This window comes from Ruegeria sp. O6, from assembly GCF_056535045.1.
On sequence record NZ_JBQERM010000003.1, the window covers coordinates 236471 to 259053 of the forward strand.

Genomic DNA, 22583 nt, shown 5'->3' on the forward strand with positions numbered 1-22583 from the left:
TCAACCGCCCGTCATTGGTGGAAAAAACGCCACTTCCCGAACGCCCGACAGCGAGGCGTCAAAATCCGACAACTCCTGATCCAGTGCAACGCGCAGGGCGGACAAATCGGCAAATGCCGCGGCATAGCGTTCTTCCCGCGCGCTCAACTCGGCCACCAGATCATTGACAGTGACTGCCTGCGTCTCGACTTTTTCCTTTGGCAAACCGATACGTTCGCGTACCCATGCAAAATACAGCACATCCATCCCTCAGATCTCCTTCAGATGTGGCATGGCTTTACGTAGGTAATCATAGCCGGTGATCAATGTCAGCGCCGCCGCAATCCACAGCAACCACAGCCCGATCTGGCCTGCCCAGAACATACCATGGATGTTCCAGCGCAGGTGATTCACATCTTCAACCTGGCCCGCGATAATCTGTTCTACCAGCGCGGCGTCCATGCCGAAACTCGCCATCACGGCATAGTGTTCAAAGATGCCCTGCGAGAACAGCACGGCGATGGCGATCATCTGCGCTGTAGTTTTCCACTTGGCAAGCTTTGTAACCTTCAGCGTCCCCGCCACATCGCCCAGATATTCGCGCAGGCCCGAGACAAAAACCTCGCGGAACAGGATCACGGTGGCGGGTAGCACCAGCCATGGCGTCCAGTGTTCGGTCGAATAGCCAACCAGAATCATCAGCGCGATCACCACCATTGCCTTGTCGGCAATCGGATCCAGCATCGCGCCCATCTTGGTTTCCTGTTTCCACGCACGGGCCAGATAGCCATCAAACCAATCGGTGATCGCCGCCGACAGGAACAGGATCAAAGCGAACCAGTCCGCATAGGGCCGGGTGAAGTACAAAAACATAACGGCCAGACCGGGCGCAGCCAGCAGGCGTAGAACCGTCAGGATATTGGGCAAATTCCACTTCATGGCTTGGACCCTATATCGCCGGTTCAAGACAGAAAAGACAAACCGGTAAAAAACTACATCACTCACAACAGCTTGGTCAAAGCGCCGCAGGTCCGACCCTTTGGACCTCGTGCACTTGGCGTTTCACGTCTTTGCAGTCAGATTGCCCGTCGACTGCAAAGCGGAACGTACAGGATGACAGCGCATATTCAAACCGACGCCCGGTCGAACATGATCGGCAGCCTGTGGATGGTGGCCGCAATGGCGGGCTTTGCGCTGGAGGATGCGTTGCTGAAAGCAGCATCGACCGCGCTTCCGATCTGGCAGGTACTGGTGCTGTTCGGGACCGGCGGGTCCATAATATTTGCCGCGCTGGCGTCAGCTCGTGGGAAACGCCTGACACACCCGGACGTTCTTTCCCGCCCGATGAAAGTTCGGGTGCTGTTCGAAGTCTTTGGTCGGCTATTCTATGTGCTCGCCATTGCGTTGACGCCCTTGTCCTCGGCCACCGTGATCTTGCAAGCAACGCCTTTGGTTGTGGTCGCAGGCGCGGCATTATTCTTTGGTGAAGCGGTTGGTTGGCGGCGATGGAGCGCGATTTTTGTCGGTATGATCGGAGTCGTCATTATTCTGCAACCGACCGGGGACAGTTTTTCACTGCTGTCGATGCTGGCCGTGCTGGGTATGTTAGGGTTCGCAGGGCGTGATCTGGCCAGCCGCGCGGCCCCTGCGACCCTTGGAACCGAAGTACTGGGGTTTTATGGTTTCCTCAGCATTATCGTCGCGGGCCTTGCCTATCGGGTGTGGGAAGGCGCACCCATGACACCGGTTAGCACGCACACCAGCCTGCATCTGACGGGCGCGGTTCTGATGGGCGTCATGGCCTATGCCGCGCTCATGAACGCAATGCGCACGGGTGAAGTGTCAGCCGTGACCCCGTTCCGCTATACGCGACTGCTGTTCGGTATCGGGTTGGGTATCGCCCTGTTCGGCGAAAGCCTGGACCGTACTATGTGGGTCGGCAGCGCGCTTATTGTGGCCTCGGGCCTCTATATCCTGTGGCGGGGGCGACAGGTCTAACCCTTGTCGTGGAAGAAATCATAGACTTTCTGAGCCAACCCGGCCGAGATTCCCTCGACCGCTTTCAGGTCTGCCAGATTGGCCCGGCTTACCGCTTTGGCGCTGCCGAAGTGAGTCAGCAATGCGCGCTTGCGTGCAGCCCCGACGCCCGGAATTTCATCCAGCGGCGTGGCACCAACGGCCTTGGCGCGTTTCGCGCGATGGGTGCCAATGGCAAAACGGTGCGCCTCGTCCCTTAACCGTTGAATAAAGTACAAGACCGGATTGTTGCGTTTTAGGGCAAAGGGGCGCTGGCCGATCCGGTGAAACTCTTCCTTGCCGTGGTCACGGTCGACCCCTTTGGCAACACCGACCATCGGAATGTCTTCGACCCCGTGGGCCTGCATGATCTCGTGCACGGCGCTGACCTGTCCGGCACCGCCATCGATCAACAGCAGGTCGGGCCAAAGCCCTTTATCCCGATCCGGGTCTTCTTTTTGCAGGCGGGTGAAGCGACGGTTCAGAACCTCTTTCATCATGCCGAAATCATCACCCGGCGTCAGGTCGTCGCCGCGAATGTTGAACTTGCGATAGGCGTTTTTCATGAACCCGTCGGGCCCTGCCACGATCATACCACCCACCGCGTTAGTGCCTTGGATATGAGAGTTATCGTAGACCTCAATCCGTCCCGGTGGACTATCCAGATCAAACGCCTCTGCCACCCCGCGCAGCAACTTGGCCTGCGTGGCGCTTTCCGACATGCGCCTGGCCAGAGACTCTCGCGCATTGCGCAAGGCACCTGCAACCAGTTCCTGTTTCTCACCACGCAGCGGGACAAGGATTTCGACTTTGCGCCCGGCTTTCTCGGACAAAGCCTCCTGCATTAAATCGGCGTTTTCGATCCCGTCCGACAAGATCAACTGCCGTGGTGGTTCCTTGTTGTCGTAGAACTGGCCAAGGAAAGCCTCCATCACTTCGGCATGTGATACATCCGGGCCAACACGCGGATAAAAGTCCTTGTTGCCCCAGTTCTGGTTGGCCCGGATGAAGAATACCTGAACACAGGCTTGCCCGCTGTCCATATAAAGGCCGATCACATCCGCCTCGGTCACGCCACGAGGGTTGATGCCTTGCGCGGTCTGTACCTGCGTCAGCGCCCGGATGCGGTCGCGCAGACCGGCGGCGCGTTCGAACTCCATAGCCTCGGACGCCGCCATCATCTGTTCAGCCAGTTCCTCCTGCACCTTGGTCGAGCGCCCCGACAGGAAACGTTCTGCATCCTTGACGCTTTCACTGTAATCTTGCGCCGAAATCAAACCGACACACGGCCCGGAACACCGTTTGATCTGATAAAGCAGACAGGGCCGCGTGCGGCTGTCGAACATGGAATCCGAACAGTTACGCAGCAGGAATGCCTTTTGCAGCTGGTTCAATGTGCGGTTTACAGCACCCGCGCTGGCAAATGGTCCGAAATAGGCGCCTTTTTCCTTCTTCGCCCCACGGTGTTTTTTGATCTGCGGAAAGTCATGATCCTTGGCGACCAGGATGTTCGGAAAGCTTTTGTCGTCCCGCAGCAGCACATTGTATTTCGGTTTAAGCTGCTTGATCAGGTTCTGCTCCAGCAGCAGCGCTTCGGTTTCCGTTCTTGTGGTTAGAAACATCATCGAAGCGGTCGAGGAAATCATCTTCTCGATCCGGCCCGAGTGACCCGGCCTTGTATAGTTCGACACCCGCGCCTTCAGGTTTCGCGCCTTGCCCACGTATAAAACCCGACTGTCGGCATCCAGCATCCGGTACACCCCGGGTGAGCTGTCCAGCGTCTTTGCGTAGCGCTGAATGCAGGCATAACCGGTCAGGGACGATTCACTGTGGGTAGTCATGGGATTCCGATATGATTCTCTTATACTGGCTGCAATCTTGCGGGCTTCAGATCAAGAGAAAACAAATCCACGATTCCTGTGGATAAGTGTGAAGATAAGTTTTCACAGCCTTAGAATTTCCCTTGTTTCATTACCACTTCATTAACATGCACAAAAAATAGGCACATTATCAAGATGCTGATTTTTAACGATATTTTTTCACACATTTAGCAAGTGTATGAAAAAAAAGACATTTTTGTAACACGCAGGTAACACAAACGTGCGCGGTGCAAAACTTGCAGCGATATTGCTTATTCAACTCCCAGAACGTCCGGTGTTTTCCACCCCAGGTGTTGGCCGCCATCCACGCATATCAGTTGCCCCGTTACTGCGTGTGCATCCAGAAAATATCCCAAGGCGGCGGTGATATCCGACGGATTTGACCCACGTTCCAGAACAGTATTCGTTCGTTGCGCCTGGAAATGCTCAGCGCTTTGACGATGCCCCTGTACCGTCGGTCCGGGTCCGATGGCATTGACCCGGATTGCAGGGGACAGCGCCTGTGCCGAGGTACGGGTCAGCGTCCATAGCCCCATTTTGGCGATGGTGTAAGACATGAACTCGGGTGTCAGCTTGCGTACACGCATGTCCACCATGTTGATGATCAGACCGGTCGCAACTGGTTCGCCATTTTCGTCCGTGTTCGGGGCCAGCCCCTGCCCGGCCATGGCTTGGGTCAAAACGAACGGTGCCCGCAGATTGCTGTCGAGATGGCGGTCCCAGCTTTGGCGGGTCGCGGTGTGAACGCTGTCATACTCAAAGATCGAGGCGTTGTTCACCAGACAGGTGATCGGCCCGCCCAGAGCCTCGGCTGCTTTGGGCAGCAGATCCTGCACCTCTGCCTCATCCAGCAGATCAGCCTGCAATGCCACTGACCGTCGGCCCATAGCCTGTACCTCCGCCACAGTCTCGTGCGCGGGGCGTTCTGAGGACGCATAATGAACGGCGACATCATATCCACGACCCGCCAGATAAAGCGCCATGGCCCGACCCAGACGAATACCGGCACCGGTCACTAAAGCTCGGGTCATGCTTCACCTCGTTTTGTCAGATCACACCAGCAATACAGTGACATAAAGCGCATAAAGGAAGGTCAGCACCAGCCCCCAACCGCGAGAGATATCCTGCTTGAAAACAACAAAGGGAACCAGAAGCAGCGATGCGCCCAGCATGACCCAAAGGTCAAAATGCAGGAAACCGGGATCGACCGGGATACGCCCGAACCAGGTTGCAATCCCGATAATGGCCAGAAGATTGAACATGTTCGAGCCAATCACGTTGCCAAGGGCCACATCGGCCTGTCGGCGCAAAGCGGCCATCACGGTTGTCGCCAGTTCGGGTAAAGACGTTCCAACCGCAATTAGGGTCAGACCGATAACCGTTTCACTGACACCATATGTCCGGGCGATGACCGTCGCATTTTCCACCAGCAGGTGCGCCCCCATAGGAAGGCCCACAAGGCCGAGGATCAGGTAAACCGATACCTTCCAGTAAGGCATGTCAGGATCAGCTTCTTCCAGACCTTCAAGGTCGTCGTCATCGGCACAGGCTTCCCCACAGGCCTTGCGGTGCGCCTTTGCTTCACGAAACGCATTCATCAGAACCAGGCCCAAAGCCGCCAGCAGGATCAGGCCGCTGACGACGGTGAATGTTCCACAAAACGCCAACCCTATGAACAGGGCCGTCGCCATCAGCATGAATGCATAGTTCCTACGGCTGTCGCATTCGCTGGTATGGATCGTTGCCAGCATCGCAGGAAGACCAAGAACCAACAGGATGTTGGCCGTGTTTGATCCGACAACATTGCCCAGCGCAATACCCGGTGCGTGTTCCTTGACGGCACTGATAGCAATCAGCAACTCGGGCGCGGACGTGCCGAAGGCCACAATCGTAAGGCTGACGATCAAGGCCGGAACACCTAAACGCAGGCTCAGGTTCACTGCGCCACGCACCAAGGCATCGCCTGCCAGCAACAGGATCAACAGGCCAAGACCAGACAGCAGCCACGTGGTGATCAAGCCCGGCCTCCTTTTCCACAGGCACAGGGGCCTTTTCCGATGCGATAGCGACCGCATCGCGGACATTTCGCCGAACTTAGCTTCTTTTGCCCAGGAAACCGCAGCTTGCCGAACATTGCCAATACGCCCATTGCGATCAGAAATAGAGTGACAGCCTTTACGATCACGTCACAAACCGAAACGCGCGTAGGCTGCCCGCTCCTCTAACCCTGCGATAGCATCCTGCGCCAGGCTGGCACCAAACCGGGTCCAGATCGGTTTTTTCACGCCATAGCGGCGAAATTTGACCTTGTCACCGAAACGGTCCTGCACCTTTGGCTTCAGATGGGCGATGCCGTCGATAAGCCCCAGTTCCTGCGCGCGACGCGCCAGCCAGACCTCGCCCGTGAACAGGTCAGCTTCCTGATTCAGCTTGTCCCCGCGCCGATCTTTGACGTGCGCAATGAAATTCTCGTGGATATCGCCCAATAACCCTTGCAGGCGGGCTACATCCTCTTTCTTTTCCGGTGAAAACGGGTCGAGCATGGACTTCGATTTCCCGGCGGTATGGACCCGCCGCTCAAATCCCTGCCGCGCCAGAAAGACATGCGCGCCAAATCCAGCCGAGATCACACCGATCGATCCCAGTACGGAACTGTCATCGGCCCAGATCTCATCCGCTGCGGCGGCCAGCCAATACCCACCGGATGCAGCGACGTCTTCGACAAAAGCGATGACCGGCACGTCCTGTTCTTCGGACAAACGCCGAATGCGCGCACCGATCATTGAACTTTGGACAGGGGATCCGCCCGGTGAATTGATCTCAAGCGCCACGGCCGCAGGTTTTCCCTTGCGAAAGGCTTTCTCGAGAACCGGCGCAAGCGTGGCGTCGTTCAAGGACCCGCGCCCGGCCATTCCAATGGCGCCGGACAGGCGGACAACGGCCACACAGGGGTGTTTTTTGACGAACGGCAGGCTGAGCTTCATGGGTGCCGATGTAGAGTGCCACCAACCCGTAAACAAGGGACTCTTCGAACCTTGAACGCGACGTGAACCAGATTCACACACTCGATGGGCAAAAATGCAACGCACCGGCGTGGGTTAGCTGCGAATGCGCCAGCCAGTTTTGAAGATCCAGCCAATGACCGCCAGACACACCCCAGTAAAGGCTATGATGGCCAGCAAACTCATGGCGATGGGCACATCCGCAAGCCCGAAAAACGACCAGCGAAACCCCGAGATCAGATAGACGACCGGATTGAACAACGTGATCGTCTGCCACAGAGGCGGCAGCATCGAGATTGAATAAAACGTACCGCCAAGGAAGATAAGTGGCGTGACCACAAGTTGCGGTACCAGAGACATCTGTTCAAAATTACTGGCCCATATCCCGATGATAAAGCCCAGCAACGAGAAGCTGAGACATGACAGGATCAAAAACGCCGCCATGGCAAAGGGGTGTTCGATCCGTATGTCGACGAAGAAGGTCGACGTGGCCAGAATGACCAGTCCCACGAACAGCGCTTTGCTGGCCGCCGCACCAACATACCCAATCACGATTTCGAAAAAATTCACCGGCGCCGACAGCAGCTCGTAAATGGTGCCCAGAAACTTTGGGAAATAAATTCCGAAAGACGCGTTCGAGATCGAAAGCATCACCACCGACAGCATGATCAAGCCCGGCACAATGAACGCGCCGTAGGATACGCCCTCGACCTCCTGAATTCGACTGCCGATGGCGGTGCCAAAAACCACGAAATACAGCGAGGTGGAAAGAACCGGTGACAGGAAGCTTTGCGCCAGGGTGCGAAAGAAGCGAGCCATTTCGAACCGGTAGATTGCAGCGATTGCGGTCCAGTTCATGCCGCCTCTCCGGATACCAGGTTTACAAATATCTCTTCCAGGCTCGATTGCCGTGTCTGCACATCGCGCAATACCAGCCCGGCCTGCGACACGTCATTCAACAGGGTCGTTATCCCCGTGCGATCCGCATGGGTATCGTAGGTATAGATCAGGCTATCCCCCGCGCCGTTAAGGGTCAGATTGTGGCTGGCCAAATCATCGGGAATCCTGGCGATTGGCTCAGTCAGCATGACGACAATCTGCTTTTTGCCCATCTGCGCCATAAGCGTGTCTTTATCCTGCACCAAAAGCAACTCACCCTTGTCAATAACGCCGACGCGATCCGCGATGGCTTCGGCCTCTTCGATATAGTGGGTGGTCAGAATGATGGTGACACCGTCCCGTTTCAGCTCGGCCACGATTTCCCACATATCCTTGCGCAGCTCGACATCCACACCCGCCGTCGGTTCATCCAGAAACAAAACACGTGGTTCATGCGCCAAGGCCTTGGCGATCAGCACGCGGCGTTTCATGCCGCCCGACAACTCCTTGATTGCGTTCTTGCGCTTTTCCCACAGCGAAAGCTTGCGCAGAATGTCCTCGATCCGGGCGTTGTCTTTGCCCAGCCCAAACAATCCGCGTGACAGCCGAACCGTGTTCCAGACCTTTTCAAACGGTTCCAGCGCAATCTCTTGCGGGACAAGCCCGATCATTCTGCGCGCTGCGCGATAGTCCGACTGAATGTCGTGCCCGCCGACTGAAACCGTACCGGATGTTGGCGTGGTTATTCCGCAGATCGTCGAGATCAGAGTAGTTTTTCCCGCCCCATTCGGCCCCAGAAGCGCAAGAATTTCGCCTTCTTCAATGTCCAGAGACACACCTTTCAGCGCCTCGAACCCATCGGCGTAGGATTTGCGCAGATCTCTGATGGATAAAATGGTCGTCATATCCGCTCCCCGTTCTGGCCCAGACCCTATCGCCCCGAACACAGGGATAACAGGCCCATTCCGCACCATGTGATGAACAACTGCCAAAAGGAAGACCGCCCGCGCCAGCAATCATCCGGCTTGCAATCCCGACACCAGCCAGCAAACTCTGCCGGAAACGGAGGGCCTTGATGCTGAACGGAATACGTGTTGTCGAACTCGAAGGTCTGGGCCCCGGCCCGTTTAGTGCCATGTTACTGGCAGATCTGGGCGCTGACGTGATAACAGTCCACCGCAAAGGGGGCGCCGCAACACCGGGTATGCCGGAACGTTCCCTGCTGGACCGGGGCAAAAGATCCATCGCACTTGATCTGAAGAACGCCAATGATCTGGATACCGCACTTCGCCTTATTGACACAGCCGATGCCCTGATCGAAGGATTCCGCCCCGGTGTGATGGAAAAACTGGGGCTCGGCCCGGATACCTGCCTGACCCGCAATCCAAAACTGGTCTATGGGCGCATGACTGGCTGGGGGCAGGATAGCCCGCTGGCCGACACGGCGGGGCATGACCTGAATTACATCGCCCTGTCCGGAGCGCTCTGGTATGCATCACGTCCCGGCCAAGCACCGCAGACCCCGCCAACTTTGGTGGGCGATATCGGCGGTGGGGCCATGTATCTTGTGGCAGGCGTTCTGGCAGGGCTCATCAATGCGCAACGCACTGGCGCAGGTACTGTCGTTGACGCGGCAATCTATGACGGCTCGGCCCATATGATGAACCTGTTGATGACAATGCGCCAAACCGGCAACCTGTCTGAAACCCGGGGTCAAAGCCTGTTGGACGGTCCCCACTGGAGCAGAACCTACGCCTGCGCCTGCGGTGGTTTTATTTCCGTTCAATGCCTCGAACCAAAATTCTACATGCAATTTCTGAGCTTAATGGGCCTCACAAACGATACCGAGTTTCAACGGCAATACGACCGTAATCTATGGCCTTCGCTTTCACGCCGTCTGACCGATATTTTCGCCAGTCAACCACGCGACCATTGGGAGGCCCTGTTTCGAGGAACAGATGCCTGCGTTGCCCCAGTTCTCAGCCCGGACGAAGCCCGCTCACACCCGATGAACACCCATCGCAACTGCTGGCAGGATTTTGACGGCGCATTTCAGGCCGCCGCCGCCCCACGGTTTTCAGGCCATGACTGGACCCCGAAACCCAGTCCCATACGCGGCGAGCATACCAAGGACATCCTCGCAGAGCTCGACAGCCTGAGCTGATCCGCACTTCATCTGGCGCAAAATATCCCGGGGGATGAATTGGCCGCAGGCCAAGAAGGGGGCTGGCCCCCTTTAATCTGACTACCGCCCGCGCACCGTATCGATCATCAACTGAACATTCTCAGGATCGGCATCCGGCGTGATCCCATGACCCAGGTTGAAGATGTGTGGCCCGTTCGAGAACGCCTCGACAATCCGCCGCGTCTCTTCCACCAGAGCCTGTCCACCGGTCACCATATGCGACGAGGCCAGGTTTCCCTGTACACAACCATCAATCTGTACATGTCTGGCGGCCCAATCGGGCGACACCGAGTTGTCCAGCGCGACGCAATCCACGCCAGTCGTCTTGGCAAATCCAATATACCCCTCCCCCGCCTCGCGCGGGAAACCAATCACCGGAATGCCGGGATGACGCTCCTTGATGGCCTGCGTAATCACACGGCATGGTTCCACAGCGTATCTGCGAAACGCCTCACCTTTCAGGGAACCCGCCCAGCTGTCGAAAATCTTGACCACCTCAGCCCCGGCGTCGATCTGAGCCGACAGATACTCGATTGTTGCGGCCGTGATGCGATCCAGCAGCGCCTCGAATAAAACAGTATCGCTTTCTCGCAGAGCGTGAGCTGGTCCCTGATCGGGTGTTCCACGCCCGGCGATCATGTAGGTCGCGACTGTCCAGGGCGCGCCGGCAAACCCGATCAACGCGGTCTCAGACGGCAATTCTCGCGACAGGATCCGAACCGTTTCATAAACGGGCGACAATGTCTCATGAATCGCGTCAACCGGTTTCAGCGCATCAAACTCCGCTTGCCGCGTGATGGTCGATAAACGTGGGCCTTCACCGGTCACGAACCATAAATCCGCACCCAGCGCCTGCGGTACCAGCAGGATATCGGCAAACAGGATCGCAGCATCAAACCCATAGCGCCGGATTGGCTGCAATGTGACTTCGGCGGCCAGTTCCGGGTTATAGCATAATGACAGAAAATCCCCAGCCTGGGCACGGGTAGCCCGGTATTCCGGCAGATACCGACCCGCCTGGCGCATCATCCAGATTGGCGGCACATCCTGTACTTCGCCCGCCAGCGCCCTCAGCAGTTTCTTTGTCTCGGCCATATTCGCCCCCAGTCTTCCGGTTTTGGCAACGGGTCGTCCTTCGGCGGCAATTTGTCAAGCTCAGCCCCCATTGTCAGGGCAATGTGACGCGACTAAAGCTGTGCACATGACTTTGACCCTGCCCACCCCCGCATCGCCCCTCAGAATCGGCACTCGTGGTTCGCCGCTGGCTCTGGCTCAGGCCTATGAAACGCGCCAACGTCTGAGCGATGCCTTCGATCTACCCGAAGCGGCCTTTGAAATCGTCGTGATCAAGACAACTGGCGACAATCGCGCTATGATCGATGCAGATCGTCCCCTGAAGGAAATCGGCAACAAGGGCCTGTTCACCAAGGAAATCGAAGAGGCGATGTTGCGCGCCGAAATCGATATCGCCGTGCATTCAACGAAAGACATGCCTGTTGAGCAGCCCGAAGGGCTGGTTCTGGACACATTCCTTCCGCGCGAGGATGTGCGTGACGCTTTCATCTCGCCGCGCCTTAACTCGATCCACGATCTGCCTGAAGGGGCCGTCGTGGGCACCTCGTCTTTGCGGCGCCGGGCACAGCTGCTGAACCGGCGGCCGGATCTGAAAGTGGTCGAGTTTCGCGGGAACGTGCAGACGCGGCTGAAAAAGCTGGAAGCCAGGGTCGCGGATTGCACTTTTCTGGCCATGGCTGGCATTCGCCGTCTGGGCATGGACGAGATTCCAGCCAGCGCCATTTCTCCGGATGACATGCTGCCCGCGATTGCACAGGGTACCATTGGCATCGAACGGCGTAGCAACGATATACGCGCGGCTGAAATGCTTGAAGCGATTCATCACGCGGAAACAGGATGGCGGCTGGCCGCCGAACGCACCTTGCTGGCCGCGCTGGACGGGTCTTGCGAAACTCCGATCGCTGGCCTGGCGGAACTGGACGGAGACAACTTAAGGCTGCGCGGCGAAGTCCTGCGCCCAGATGGGTCGGACACCGTGAACAGAGAAGTGACCGGTTCTGTCAAAGACGGGCCAGAAATGGCCCGCACGATGGCAGCGGAACTGTTGGAACAGGCGGGTCCAGGTTTTTTTGATTGGAAAAATTCAAATTAATTTAAGGCAGTGTGAACTTGATCACTGTGACCGCCGAGATTCTCGGGCATTAAAGTGACATACCGATGAGGAAGTCGGGTCAGTCTCGAAAGTATCGAAAAGTTTTCAGATTGCCGGTGATTTAATCAGTATTCGAGGGGGCGAGGCTGACCCCCGACTTCCAAAGGTAGCGGGTCGCTGTTGAACTCAACAGCGACCCGTTTACGTTGTATACATCCAACCTTCAGGAAATGGCATCAACCGCGTGACGGACGGCGATGCGTGTCTGTTCCAGATCCGCATCGGTGATCGCCAGCGACGGATAAAGCTTGCCCGGAGACTTGAAGATTCCATGGGCGCGCAGCACCGCATTATAAGTGGCGTTACGCTGTGGATCATCATGGTTTGCGCTGCGATAGTCACGACATTCGGCGTTGGTGAAATAGATGTCAAACAAAGTCTCGTCACCGCATATCCGATGCGCAATACCCGCTTCATTCAAGGCGTCCGTCTGAATCTGCTGCAAGTGTTTTCCAATTGCGCGCAAACGCTCGTACGCGCTATCACGCCGCAGAATCTCCATCGTCTTCAGCCCAGCGGCCGAGGCGACCGGATTCCCTGATAGGGTCCCCAACTGCATCAGCCAACCTTCTTCCCCGACCTTCGATTTATCGAAATGCTTCATGATCTCGACGCTGGCACCGAGCGCAGCCAGAGGGAAGCCACCGCCCGTGATCTTACCCAGAGTGCAGATATCCGGTGTGACCCCGTATCGTTCCTGCGCCCCGCCATAAGCCAGCCGAAATCCGGTGACGATCTCATCAAAGATCAGCAACACACCACGTTGATCACACAGGGTTCGAAGGCCCTGCAAATATCCCGGCATTGGCGGAATGATCCGTTGCAAAGGCTCGACCATAATCGCGGCAACATCGTCATTTTCCTCCAGCAAAGCAGCGACGGCTTCCAGATCGTTAAAGGGCGCGATCAGCATCTGCTCGGCCACGCTGTCGGGGATACCGGCGCTGTCGGGAACAGCCTGCGGGAAATTAACTCTGCGGCTTGGGGCAAGGCTCATCTGCGCCTCGGCGCTCATACCGTGGTAACCGCCTTCAAACTTCAGGATCTTGCTGCGCCCGGTATAAGCCCGCGCCAGGCGAATCGCATACATGTCGGCTTCGCCTCCCGACGCGACAAAGCGCACCTGCTCGCAGCAGGGAACGGCGTCGATGATGGCCTCGGCCAATTCGATGCCCTTGCTGTTGTTTGCAAAAAACGTCATCCCTTTTGGCAACTGTTCCAATACGGCTTCCATCACCTCGGGGTGGCCATGGCCCAGCAGCATCGGACCCGACCCTATCAGGTAATCGACATATTCGTTGCCGTCCTCGTCCCAGACACGGCTGCCTTCACCACGGGCGATGATGATGCCCGGATCGAAGTTGCCGAAACCGCCAGCTGGAAGAACCTCTTTTGCGCGTGCTATCCACTCGGACTGTGTCTGGATCTTCAGCATCTCAATCAATCTCCAAAATCGGGGTGCCAAGAATTTCGAGGTCAGGGGTCACACCTAATCCCGGACCTTCGGGCGGAGCAATCCGGCCGTTTTCACGGTTTGGTGCATCAGGACACAGACGCGGGGCCACGTACGACGACAAGTCACACGTGTTCATCAGGGAGCTCTTCGGCGTCGACGCCGCAAAGTGGAGTGAAGCCGCGGTAATAATATCAGACCCCCATGTGCATTCCGCGCAAATCTCGGCGCCCAGATGCACGGTCAGGTCCCGCGCACGACGCATTGCCGACAATCCGCCGAATTTTGAAAGTTTAAGCGCCACCGCATCCATGCACCCGAGGTCATGCGCACGCATCAGCGAGGCAAGATCAAAGGCACTCTCGTCGATTTTCATCGGAAGACCGGTAGCCTGACGGACAGCGGCACAGTCCTCCAGCGTTTTGCAGGGCTGTTCCAACATCACGTCCAGATGTGCCACCGCACGCCCGGTACGGGTCGCCTGCAATCGCGATGCTCCACAATTCCAGTCACCGTAAACCAATGGCCCGGTTCCCACGGCTTCGCGCACTTTGATCAACCGTTCGGCATCCGCCTGCCAATCGCCCTCGACGCCCAGCTTAACCTGAAACTGGCGGATACCAGTTTGAAAAGCGGATTTAGAAATGCGCGCCATCTCGTCCGGCGCAATGCAAGTGATTGAATGATAGAGCGGCATATCCGCCTGCGCTCGCCCACCCAACACCGCATAAACCGGCATCCCTGCCGCCTGACCGAACAGGTCCCAAAGCGCGATATCGACGATCGATTTCGCGTATTGATGCCCTTGCAGAAACCCGTCCAGCTTGCGCATGGGGGCGTCTGCACCAAATGGGGTAATCCCGAGGATTTCAGGCGCCATCTCAGCAATGGCACCTGGCACCCCGTCCGCATAGGCCGGCAGGTAATGCGGGATCGGGCAGACCTCACCCCACCCCCTGTGACCGGTGTCCGTTTCAAGGCTCAGGACATGGGATTTCACAGTGGCGCAGGTCTTACCTTCAGCCATATGGTACGTTTCGTGACTTGTCAGATCAACAGACCAGAGCGTTATCTTGTTGATTTTCAAGCGTATACTCCCACTGGATCACCCAATGTGCTTTCATCCGGATGAACACCGAGCCCGGGTTCTTCTGGCAGGTGCAAATGGCCATCAACATTCCGAGGCCCACGCCCACCGGCAATATCGACCGTGATCATGTCCTGACAGGCCCATACTGCAAGGCAGTTGTCATCCGGGATGGTCGCGGCCAGATGCAATGCTTCGGTATCGGCCAGAACCGTACCGCCTGTGGCCATTACAAACATGTCTATCCCATGGGCCAGCGCGATATCCCGCATGCGCGCAGCCTTGGTCAGCCCGCCGACGCGGTTCAACTTGATCCCGAAAATCTGAGCCAGACCATCGCGGGCAATACGGGCCGCATCCTGCAAAGTCACAAGGCTTTCGTCCACTGAAACGGGTGACGGGTGAAGCCCCGAGATTGCAGCAATGTCATCCAGCGTCTCACAAGGTTGTTCGAACATGACATTCAGGTCCGCGCAGGTGCTCATCACACGCAACGCTTGCTGACGCGTCCAGCCACGATTGACATCATAAAGAACGATCTCGCCGGGTCGCCGAATACTCTCGACATCGCGAACACGCGCGATGTCCCGTTCAACGTCACCACCGATCTTCACAGAATGGGCGATGTAGCCCCGCTGGCGGTACCGCTCTATGACCGCGCGCGTTTCGTCGACGGATTTCGCCCCGACCGAGGACGCTATCGGGCGCGGTGTCCGCGATCCACCCCCCATCAGATCGGCAATCGGCACACCCGCCACCTGACCCGCGATATCCCAGCAGGCCATATCAATAGGGCTTTTGGTATAAAGGTGCCCGGGCAAGGCAAGATCCATAGCCCGTTCCACATCCAGAACCCGCCGCGGATCAAGGCCCAGAATGAACGGCGCCATCGTTTCAATTCCGGCGCGGATACCCGGACCATGCGCGGGCACATAGGTATGGCCCCATGGCGTCCCTTCACCCCAGCCAACAAACCCCGCATCGGTTTCGATTTTCACGAGTGTCGCGTCAAGCGTTTCGAATTTCAGTCGCCCACCAGACAACCAATATGGATGCTCCAGTGGGAGGTCGACGTGAAATACTGTGATAGATTTGATCTTCATGCGATATCCATCCGGGGCAGATCACCCATGCCTTCACCGCGCCACAGAACATAAGTCAGGATCTGCTGATCTGTGGTGACCATGGCATGACTTTGCCAGCTTGCGTGCAAGCGTGTTTGATTGGCTCCAAGATATGTTTCGTTCCCATTGACCTTGAACAACGCACCTCCGCCAAGAATGAGGTAGAGTTCTTCGGCCTGATGGCTGTGCCAATCGTAATTCAGGCCAGCCCCCCAATACGCGATGTAGCCACGCAGCAGGGTCGAGTGAAAATGTCCGGTAGGACCTAACAACTCATAATAGCCGTATCGGTTCAGGAAATCCGCACCAACTTCGTCTTCGGTGTAGGTGTGTTTCCAATGTGCCAGATGCGCCGTCGCTTTGACCGCCGCGATCAAGTCACGGGTTGGCGTGTCTTCAACAAGATCGAAGGCTGCCACCAGCCTCGTTGCGGGAATGGGTGCGGCATCCAACCCCGTCGGGGTCAGATCACCCGGCCAAGGCGCGAACGCAGCAAGGTCCGGATGCGCATGGTGCATTTGCCGGGCAGCTTCGAGAACATCGTCAAGCGTCATGGCATCACCACGATGTTGCCGGTGTGCTCTTTCGCGATGAACGCGGCTTGTGCTTCTCGGAGTTCCTTCAGCGCGTATGTCGCGGCAAGCGCTGGCTTGATCTCACCAGCCTCGATGTATGTTACGAGGTTCTTCATGACCTGAGGGTCAATGACGGTCGAACCGGTGAAGGTCAGGTCGCGCAGGTAGAATGTGCGCAGATCAAGTTCGACGATCGGGCCTGCAATTGCGCCCGAACAGGTATAGCGGCCACCCCGTTCCAAAATGTCGATCAGGTTCGGCCAGTATGGTCCGCCCACGACATCTGCGACCACACTGATCTTTTCTACGCCCAGCGCCTCGCGCAGGTTCGCAGGAGCGCGTGGCAGAATGACGTCAGGGCCAAGCCTGGCCACGTCCGCGTGTTTGGATTCGGATGCCATCGCGATCACACGCGCGCCGCGCCGTTTGGCCAGTTGCACAAGCGCACCGCCCACACCGCCGGAAGCACCTGGAACCAAAACCGTATCCTCGCCGGTCACATTGGCACGGGTCAACATGCCTTCGGCGGTGGAGTAAGAGCAGGAAAAAGTTGCCAGTTCAGCATCCGTCAGGTTCGAGGTGATTGCCACAGCATTCACCGCCAGAGTTGTCGCGTATTCGGCAAAACCACCATCCCGTTCCGAGCCGAAATAACCAGTCTTGTCCATATTGTCGGGTTCCACCGGATCGCGCAGCCAGCCATCCGTGATGACACGCTCGCCAATACGTGCCTGGTCAACACCTTCGCCGACGGAAACGATATGCCCGCAGATATCGGCCCCTTGAATTCGCGGGAAGGTGATCGGATTACCGCCCCAGGTGGGATCTTCTTCGCCAACCTCTTCAAACGCACCACCGGTCGTTGCGGCTGTGACCGTCTTGGAGTACCAACCCGACCGCGTGTTGACGTCCGTATTGTTCAGGCCACATGCCGCAACCTTGATCAGCACTTCACCCTCCGCAGGTTCAGGACGCGGCCATTTATCGTGCCAAACTATCTGCTCTAACCCTCCGTGGCCCATCGTGACCATGGCTTTCATTGTGGCGGGCAGGCTCATCAGGCGGTCTCCACTACTGCGTCTGTGCGGGGCAGCAGGCTGTCTGGATCGTAGGCGGGCTTATCCAGTACTCGGGCCGAACGCGGCTTGCCGTGAATCACGACCTCCAACTCGGTTCCCGCTTTTGCTGCTTCGGATTTGATGTATGCAAAGGCCAATATCTTACCTACCGTGTGGCCGAATACGACCGAAGCTGTCGAGCCTATGACACGCCCGTCCAGCGTCACCGCCTCGCCTCCATGGCCATCAATTTCGCCATCCGGCTCGACTTGCAGATAGGCACATACCCATGGCAGATCGGTGTTCAACGTCTTGTCCTTGCCCAGGTAGCCCTTGTCCGTACGGGCAAAGCGCAGCACATCAGCTTCTGCCAGCGTGACTTCGTTTGTCAGCTCGCCTGCCCCTTTGAAGCCCTTCTCCATCCGCATCACGTTCATGGCGAAACTGCCATAGTCCGCAATGCCATACGCCTCACCCGCAGCCCATAGCGCATTGTAGACGTCGAGGCAGGCAGCGTTGGGCATATGCAGCTCCCAACCCAGTTCGCCCGCATAAGATATGCGAAACGCCCAGAGTTTATGACCGGCAATGGTGACCTCTTGCGCCGACAGCCAGCGGAACCCGGCATTGCTCAGATCGGTAGCCGTACAGCGCGCCAGAACTTCGCGTGATCTGGGGCCGTTCAGCGACAAGGCCGACCATTCTGACGACAGCGCGTTGATCTGCACATCTTCACCCTTGCGATGATGCGCCAGATGATCAAGCAAGCGCTGTTCGAAGAACGCTGCACAGACCAGATAGAAGCGGTCTTCGGCCATGCGGACAATCGTTGTCTCTAACTCGATCCGGCCACGACGGTTCAACATATGGGTCAGCGTGATCGAGCCAACCTTTTGCGGCATCCTGTTAGCAGTCAACCGATCCAACAGGGTATAGGCATCGGACCCCGATACTTCGACTTTGGTGAAGGCGGTGACATCCATGATGCCGACACGTTCGCGCACTGCCTTGACCTCGGCCGCGACCATGTCGTCGGCAGGAGTGCGGCGGAAGGAATAGTGATCGCGTTGTTCCACACCATCGCGGGCGAACCAGCGGGGGCGTTCGAAGCCATAGACTTCTTCATGTACCGCGCCCTTGGATTTCAGCAACTCGTACAGTGGCGACGGCTTGATCGGACGCCCTGCAAGCCGATTGAAGTGTGGAAACGGGATTTCGTGCCGCAAGCAGTAATCTTCTTCCGCTTTGATCACTTGCCAGTCTTTGGTGGCATAGCTGCCAAAGCGGCGCGGATCGAAATCCCGCATCGAGATATCGGCAGCCCCATGCACCATCCAGCGCGCCAGTTCGCGGGCCAGACCCGGGCCCCAACCGATCCCAATCTGCGTCCCGCAACAGCACCAGTAATTTCGCACACCCGGTGCAGGACCGATCAGGGGGTTGCCGTCCGGCGGATGTGATATCGCCCCATGCACATCGCGTTGAATACCCAGTTCTGCAAAGATCGGCATCCGGTTCAGGCTTTCCTCTAGCCATGGCATTACCCGGTCATAATCCGCGTCGAACAACCAGTTCTCGTACTCCCACGGGCAATGATCATGCCAGACCGAGTTCGGATTCTCTTTCTCGTATATTCCGATCAGGCCGCGCTGCTGCTCCATCCGGATATAACCCGAGACTTTGCGGTCATCGCGGATCACCGGCAGTTCCTTGTCCAAGTTCTGGAATTCGGGCACTGGCTCAGTCACGAAATAATGGTGCGTCATTGACGTCATGGGCAGTTGCAGCCCGGACCATTCGCCCATCTGGCGCGCGTAGGTGCCGCCCGCGTTCACCACATGCTCACAGATGATGGTGCCCTGTTCGGTCTCAACAATCCATTCACCGTTTGCGCCCTGCGTGATGTTCGTCGCCCGGCAACTGCGGAAGATGCGCACGCCTTTCTGGCGTGCCCCGGTTGCCATCGCCATGGTCACGTTTGTCGGGTCCACATGCCCGTCATCCGGCGTGTGCAGAGCGCCAAGAACACCTTCAAGGTTATAAAACGGATGCAGTTCGGCCACCTTCTCGGGACCGACAAGTTCGATATTGAAGCCCAGCGACCGGCCCACCGACAGCGTGTGGCGCAGCCAATCCATCTCATCCTCGGTATAAGCAAGACGGAACGAGCCGCAGCCATGCCATGTGACGGGCTGGCCTGTCTCGGCCTCAAGCAGGCCGGAATACAAACCGATGTTATAATCGACGCATTTGCCCAGACCAAAGCTTGAGGTTGAATGCGTAATCTGCCCTGCTGCATGCCATGTACTGCCGCTGGTCAGCTCGGCCTTTTCCAGCAGAACAGTCTCTTCGCCCCAGCCTTCATGGGCCAGATGGTAGGCCAGACCAACGCCCATGACGCCGCCCCCGACGATGACCACGCGTGCGTGTGACGGCAGTTCATTCCCGGACATGATTTTTCCTCTTCCCGAGTCGCTTTTCTGCTCGACAGGCTAATTCCACATTTGTACCATCGTCAATCATGAATGACACAAATGTATCATCAACTGTTCTGGACCGCCTGACCGAAGAGTGGGACGCCCTGACCCCTGAGGCGCAGAAAGCCGCGCGGTACGTTCTGGAAAACCCTACGGATGTGGGGGTCTCAACCGTGCGCGAAATCGCCGAGGCGGCAAAGGTCAAACCCAACACATTCGTGCGCATGGCACGGCAAGTGGGGTTTGAAGGGTACGAAGATTTTCGCGAACCCTTTCGCGACGCGATCCGAAAAGGGCGCGTGTCGTTTCCAGACCGTGCCAGATGGCTTCAGGACATCGGCAAATCCGGTGAATTGGGCGGCCTGTATGCCGATATGATCGGCGCCGCGATCCGGAATATCGAGGAAACATTTGCAGGGATCGACGCAAACCGCCTGAAATCTGCTGCCGAAGTCATCTGGAATTCTCGCCAGATTTTCACACTCGGCGTAGGCGTCAACAACTCCAACGCGCGCAACTTTACTTATCTGGCTTCGACCGGGATGAAGCAGTTTCATGCAATCCCCCGCCCCGGTTCAACCCCAATGGACGATCTGGCCTGGGCCGATGAGCAGGACGTGCTGATTGCGATCACCTGTCATCCCTACCGCACCGAAGTGATCGAGGCGGTCAAACTGGCACGTCAGCAGGGCCTGACTGTCATAGGTATCTCGGACAGTCCGGCCAGCCCTGTGATCCGGAACGCCCATCACGGGTTTGTCGTCGCAGCAGATACCCCGCAGTTTTTCCCGTCATCCGTTTCGACCATCGCGCTGCTGGAAACGCTGCTGTCTTTCGTGATCGCGGTATCCAGCGACGAGATCGTCGAACGAGTCGAACGTTTCCATCGTCGTCGCCATCAGCTTGGCATCTATGCGGAGGAACCCGAATGAACGTACCGCTGACCCACTCACTGGACGCGCGCTACTATACCGACCCTGCCATTTTCGAGAAGGAGATGCAGGGGCTTTTGGCCCGAACATGGCAATTCGCAGGCCATGTCGCGCAGGTTCGGGAAACAGGGGATTACTTTGCTTTTGAGATCGCCGGGCAAAACCTGTTCTGCATTCGCGGGCGCGATGGCGAAATTCGCACTTTCTATAACGTCTGCCAGCACCGTGCGCATGAAATGATCTCGGGCGCAGGAAACACCCGCGTCGTCGTCTGCCCTTACCACGCGTGGACCTATGAATTGTCCGGCCAGCTGCGCGCGGGTCCAAATATCAAATCCGTCCCCGGATTTGACCGCAGTGCGATCTGCCTGACGGCGGTCCGGACCGAAATCTTCAATGGGTTTATCTTCGTCAATCTCGACGACAAGGCAGCGCCGATGGATGACTGGTATCCCGGAGTGCGGCAGGAAATCCGTGCATTCGTCCCGCATATCGACGAACTCGAGCCGCTGGAGTGGGTCGAGATTCCGGAAAATTGCAACTGGAAGGTCAGCGTCGAGAATTACTCCGAGTGTTATCACTGTCCGACCAACCACCCGACATTCGCTGAAGGTGTCGTCAAGCCCGAAACCTACGACATCCAACCCGATGCAGGCGGCGGTTTCGTGCTGCGCCACACGACCGAATGTCAGAGTCTCGACAAGATGACCTACCCTATCGACCTGTCAGTGCCTCATGCGGGCGATTACCAGTCTTGGTTCCTGTGGCCGATGTTTTCGTTCCAGTGCTATCCGGGCAATGTGCTGAACACATATCACTGGCGCGCAAGTGACACGGATCACTGCACCGTCTGGCGTGGTTGGTACACCGAAGGTGGTTCGGAAAGCGCGGTGATCAGGCAATTGGCCGTTCAGGACAGGGAAACAACGGTCGAAGAAGACATCCGGCTTGTGGAATCCGTGCATCGCGGACTCAGATCCCGCGGTTACCGCCCCGGCCCGCTGGTGCTGGATCCGGGCTGCGGTGTGATGTCCGAACACTCAATCGCCAAGTTGCAACAATGGATGCGCGAGGCCGTGGAATGAAACCCACCCCAGGCAGACATAACCTGTTTGCCCTGCCCTTGTGCGGGTAGATCAACCACGCTGATGCCCAAGGAATGGCACCCTTGCAAAATCGACCGGTTTTTGCCCAAAGCACTTAGGTATATCGACATAGTGGACATGCCGGACCGGGTATACAGGTACACCACCGGATGAAATCATACTACGATCCCGCATACAAACACCGCCTGACACGCTGTAAAATCGGAGACCCGCAATGGCCGACTTATTTGACGAAAACCTGTTCCTGAAAGGGTTGGAACAACGGAAGAATACACTGGGCGCAGAGTATGTGGAAAAGAACCTTGCAGCAGCAGATGATTTTACGCGCCCGTTTCAGGAAGCCATGACCGCCTGGTGCTGGGGTTTTGGCTGGGGGGATGACGTGATCGACGCAAAAACGCGATCGATGATGAACCTGTCCATGATCGGCGCTTTGGGAAAGATGCATGAATGGGAAATCCACTGCCGGGGTGCCATCACCAACGGGGTGACCAAAGAAGAAATACGCGCCATCATCCACGTGGTCGGGATTTATTGCGGCGTTCCGCAGGCGTTGGAGTGTTTCCGCGTCGCCCGCAAAGTGCTGGACGACAATTAGACGCC

General features: G+C 57.2%; 21 protein-coding genes. 6 read left to right on the forward strand and 15 right to left on the reverse strand.

The window, feature by feature from the left end; genetic code table 11:
- Both moaD and pgsA read right to left on the reverse strand, forming a co-directional pair.
- Complete coding sequence (gene moaD / locus ACR0DY_RS06500; RefSeq protein ID WP_209506660.1) at positions 1–246, reverse strand: molybdopterin converting factor subunit 1; 246 nt, start codon at positions 244–246, stop codon at positions 1–3.
- Positions 247–249: 3 nt separating this feature from the next.
- Complete coding sequence (gene pgsA / locus ACR0DY_RS06505; protein WP_480494392.1) at positions 250–918, reverse strand: CDP-diacylglycerol--glycerol-3-phosphate 3-phosphatidyltransferase; 669 nt, start codon at positions 916–918, stop codon at positions 250–252.
- 174 nt (positions 919–1092) lie between these two features.
- Between pgsA and ACR0DY_RS06510 the strand changes: the two genes are divergently transcribed.
- Positions 1093–1977, forward strand: a complete 885-nt coding sequence (locus ACR0DY_RS06510) for a DMT family transporter (protein WP_480482995.1) — start codon at positions 1093–1095, stop codon at positions 1975–1977.
- On the opposite strand, the gene uvrC is transcribed toward ACR0DY_RS06510, so the two are convergent.
- The 6 genes from uvrC to ACR0DY_RS06540 all read right to left on the reverse strand — a co-directional run bounded on the left by uvrC (position 1974) and on the right by ACR0DY_RS06540 (position 8661).
- Complete coding sequence (gene uvrC / locus ACR0DY_RS06515; protein ID WP_480482993.1) at positions 1974–3836, reverse strand: excinuclease ABC subunit UvrC; 1863 nt, start codon at positions 3834–3836, stop codon at positions 1974–1976. The two genes, ACR0DY_RS06510 and uvrC, sit on opposite strands and share 4 nt — an antisense overlap.
- 290 nt (positions 3837–4126) lie before the next feature.
- Positions 4127–4906 (reverse strand): SDR family oxidoreductase, encoded by a 780-nt coding sequence (locus ACR0DY_RS06520; protein ID WP_480482991.1) that lies wholly within the window; start codon positions 4904–4906, stop codon positions 4127–4129.
- Positions 4907–4927: 21 nt separating this feature from the next.
- Positions 4928–5890: a calcium/sodium antiporter gene (locus ACR0DY_RS06525; RefSeq protein ID WP_267365434.1), complete on the reverse strand. Its 963-nt coding sequence runs from the start codon at positions 5888–5890 to the stop codon at positions 4928–4930.
- Between the two features lie 171 nt (positions 5891–6061).
- The gene (locus tag ACR0DY_RS06530; protein WP_480545849.1) at positions 6062–6859 is read right to left on the reverse strand and encodes a S49 family peptidase; all 798 of its coding nucleotides are present in this window, start codon (positions 6857–6859) and stop codon (positions 6062–6064) included.
- Between the two features lie 114 nt (positions 6860–6973).
- Positions 6974–7735 (reverse strand): ABC transporter permease, encoded by a 762-nt coding sequence (locus ACR0DY_RS06535; protein WP_480494402.1) that lies wholly within the window; start codon positions 7733–7735, stop codon positions 6974–6976.
- The gene (locus tag ACR0DY_RS06540; protein ID WP_480494404.1) at positions 7732–8661 is read right to left on the reverse strand and encodes an ABC transporter ATP-binding protein; all 930 of its coding nucleotides are present in this window, start codon (positions 8659–8661) and stop codon (positions 7732–7734) included. Before ACR0DY_RS06540 ends, ACR0DY_RS06535 begins: the two co-directional genes overlap by 4 nt.
- A 170-nt stretch (positions 8662–8831) precedes the next feature.
- Here ACR0DY_RS06540 and ACR0DY_RS06545 point away from each other — a divergent pair, with 170 nt between their 5' ends.
- On the forward strand, positions 8832–9920 hold the full coding sequence (locus tag ACR0DY_RS06545; protein ID WP_480545847.1) for a CaiB/BaiF CoA transferase family protein: 1089 nt from the start codon (positions 8832–8834) through the stop codon (positions 9918–9920).
- A gap of 81 nt (positions 9921–10001) precedes the next feature.
- Here ACR0DY_RS06545 and hemE read toward each other — a convergent pair whose 3' ends face one another.
- Positions 10002–11036: a uroporphyrinogen decarboxylase gene (gene hemE, locus ACR0DY_RS06550; protein ID WP_480482982.1), complete on the reverse strand. Its 1035-nt coding sequence runs from the start codon at positions 11034–11036 to the stop codon at positions 10002–10004.
- Between the two features lie 106 nt (positions 11037–11142).
- On the opposite strand from hemE, the gene hemC reads away from it, so the two are divergent.
- The gene (gene hemC, locus ACR0DY_RS06555; protein WP_480482980.1) at positions 11143–12108 is read left to right on the forward strand and encodes a hydroxymethylbilane synthase; all 966 of its coding nucleotides are present in this window, start codon (positions 11143–11145) and stop codon (positions 12106–12108) included.
- A 223-nt stretch (positions 12109–12331) separates the two neighbouring features.
- Here hemC and ACR0DY_RS06560 read toward each other — a convergent pair whose 3' ends face one another.
- Genes ACR0DY_RS06560 through ACR0DY_RS06585 form a run of 6 tightly spaced genes read right to left on the reverse strand, consistent with a single transcriptional unit; the run spans position 12332 to position 19918 of the window.
- The gene (locus tag ACR0DY_RS06560; RefSeq protein WP_480482978.1) at positions 12332–13603 is read right to left on the reverse strand and encodes an aspartate aminotransferase family protein; all 1272 of its coding nucleotides are present in this window, start codon (positions 13601–13603) and stop codon (positions 12332–12334) included.
- Position 13604: 1 nt separating this feature from the next.
- Entirely contained in the window at positions 13605–14708 is a 1104-nt protein-coding gene (locus tag ACR0DY_RS06565) for a mandelate racemase/muconate lactonizing enzyme family protein (RefSeq protein ID WP_480897960.1), read from the reverse strand.
- Positions 14705–15811, reverse strand: a complete 1107-nt coding sequence (locus ACR0DY_RS06570) for a mandelate racemase/muconate lactonizing enzyme family protein (protein WP_480897962.1) — start codon at positions 15809–15811, stop codon at positions 14705–14707. The genes ACR0DY_RS06565 and ACR0DY_RS06570 overlap by 4 nt, the downstream gene beginning before the upstream one ends.
- Positions 15808–16386, reverse strand: coding sequence for a dimethylsulfonioproprionate lyase family protein (locus ACR0DY_RS06575; protein WP_480539056.1), 579 nt, complete (start codon positions 16384–16386; stop codon positions 15808–15810). Before ACR0DY_RS06575 ends, ACR0DY_RS06570 begins: the two co-directional genes overlap by 4 nt.
- Positions 16383–17465, reverse strand: a complete 1083-nt coding sequence (locus ACR0DY_RS06580; protein WP_480486535.1) for an alcohol dehydrogenase family protein — start codon at positions 17463–17465, stop codon at positions 16383–16385. Before ACR0DY_RS06580 ends, ACR0DY_RS06575 begins: the two co-directional genes overlap by 4 nt.
- Positions 17465–19918: an FAD-dependent oxidoreductase gene (locus tag ACR0DY_RS06585; protein ID WP_480897964.1), complete on the reverse strand. Its 2454-nt coding sequence runs from the start codon at positions 19916–19918 to the stop codon at positions 17465–17467. Before ACR0DY_RS06585 ends, ACR0DY_RS06580 begins: the two co-directional genes overlap by 1 nt.
- Before the next feature lie 68 nt (positions 19919–19986).
- Between ACR0DY_RS06585 and ACR0DY_RS06590 the strand changes: the two genes are divergently transcribed.
- The 3 genes from ACR0DY_RS06590 to ACR0DY_RS06600 all read left to right on the forward strand — a co-directional run bounded on the left by ACR0DY_RS06590 (position 19987) and on the right by ACR0DY_RS06600 (position 22578).
- Positions 19987–20874 (forward strand): MurR/RpiR family transcriptional regulator, encoded by an 888-nt coding sequence (locus tag ACR0DY_RS06590; protein WP_480897965.1) that lies wholly within the window; start codon positions 19987–19989, stop codon positions 20872–20874.
- Positions 20871–21959, forward strand: a complete 1089-nt coding sequence (locus tag ACR0DY_RS06595) for an aromatic ring-hydroxylating oxygenase subunit alpha (RefSeq protein ID WP_480897967.1) — start codon at positions 20871–20873, stop codon at positions 21957–21959. The genes ACR0DY_RS06590 and ACR0DY_RS06595 overlap by 4 nt, the downstream gene beginning before the upstream one ends.
- 235 nt (positions 21960–22194) lie before the next feature.
- Positions 22195–22578, forward strand: a complete 384-nt coding sequence (locus ACR0DY_RS06600; RefSeq protein WP_480545833.1) for a carboxymuconolactone decarboxylase family protein — start codon at positions 22195–22197, stop codon at positions 22576–22578.
- Positions 22579–22583: the final 5 nt, after the last annotated feature.

Coding starts and splice junctions, on each gene's coding strand:
- ACR0DY_RS06595 (WP_480897967.1), top strand. CDS start 20,871: ATGAACGTACCGCTGACCCACTCACTGGACGCGCGCTACTATACCGAC.
- ACR0DY_RS06585 (WP_480897964.1), bottom strand. CDS start 19,918: ATGTCCGGGAATGAACTGCCGTCACACGCACGCGTGGTCATCGTCGGG.
- ACR0DY_RS06590 (WP_480897965.1), top strand. CDS start 19,987: ATGAATGACACAAATGTATCATCAACTGTTCTGGACCGCCTGACCGAA.
- ACR0DY_RS06580 (WP_480486535.1), bottom strand. CDS start 17,465: ATGAGCCTGCCCGCCACAATGAAAGCCATGGTCACGATGGGCCACGGA.
- ACR0DY_RS06530 (WP_480545849.1), bottom strand. CDS start 6,859: ATGAAGCTCAGCCTGCCGTTCGTCAAAAAACACCCCTGTGTGGCCGTT.
- ACR0DY_RS06600 (WP_480545833.1), top strand. CDS start 22,195: ATGGCCGACTTATTTGACGAAAACCTGTTCCTGAAAGGGTTGGAACAA.
- hemC (WP_480482980.1), top strand. CDS start 11,143: ATGACTTTGACCCTGCCCACCCCCGCATCGCCCCTCAGAATCGGCACT.
- ACR0DY_RS06520 (WP_480482991.1), bottom strand. CDS start 4,906: ATGACCCGAGCTTTAGTGACCGGTGCCGGTATTCGTCTGGGTCGGGCC.
- uvrC (WP_480482993.1), bottom strand. CDS start 3,836: ATGACTACCCACAGTGAATCGTCCCTGACCGGTTATGCCTGCATTCAG.
- ACR0DY_RS06570 (WP_480897962.1), bottom strand. CDS start 15,811: ATGAAGATCAAATCTATCACAGTATTTCACGTCGACCTCCCACTGGAG.
- pgsA (WP_480494392.1), bottom strand. CDS start 918: ATGAAGTGGAATTTGCCCAATATCCTGACGGTTCTACGCCTGCTGGCT.
- ACR0DY_RS06560 (WP_480482978.1), bottom strand. CDS start 13,603: ATGCTGAAGATCCAGACACAGTCCGAGTGGATAGCACGCGCAAAAGAG.
- ACR0DY_RS06545 (WP_480545847.1), top strand. CDS start 8,832: ATGCTGAACGGAATACGTGTTGTCGAACTCGAAGGTCTGGGCCCCGGC.
- ACR0DY_RS06535 (WP_480494402.1), bottom strand. CDS start 7,735: ATGAACTGGACCGCAATCGCTGCAATCTACCGGTTCGAAATGGCTCGC.
- ACR0DY_RS06510 (WP_480482995.1), top strand. CDS start 1,093: ATGACAGCGCATATTCAAACCGACGCCCGGTCGAACATGATCGGCAGC.
- ACR0DY_RS06575 (WP_480539056.1), bottom strand. CDS start 16,386: ATGACGCTTGACGATGTTCTCGAAGCTGCCCGGCAAATGCACCATGCG.
- moaD (WP_209506660.1), bottom strand. CDS start 246: ATGGATGTGCTGTATTTTGCATGGGTACGCGAACGTATCGGTTTGCCA.
- hemE (WP_480482982.1), bottom strand. CDS start 11,036: ATGGCCGAGACAAAGAAACTGCTGAGGGCGCTGGCGGGCGAAGTACAG.
- ACR0DY_RS06540 (WP_480494404.1), bottom strand. CDS start 8,661: ATGACGACCATTTTATCCATCAGAGATCTGCGCAAATCCTACGCCGAT.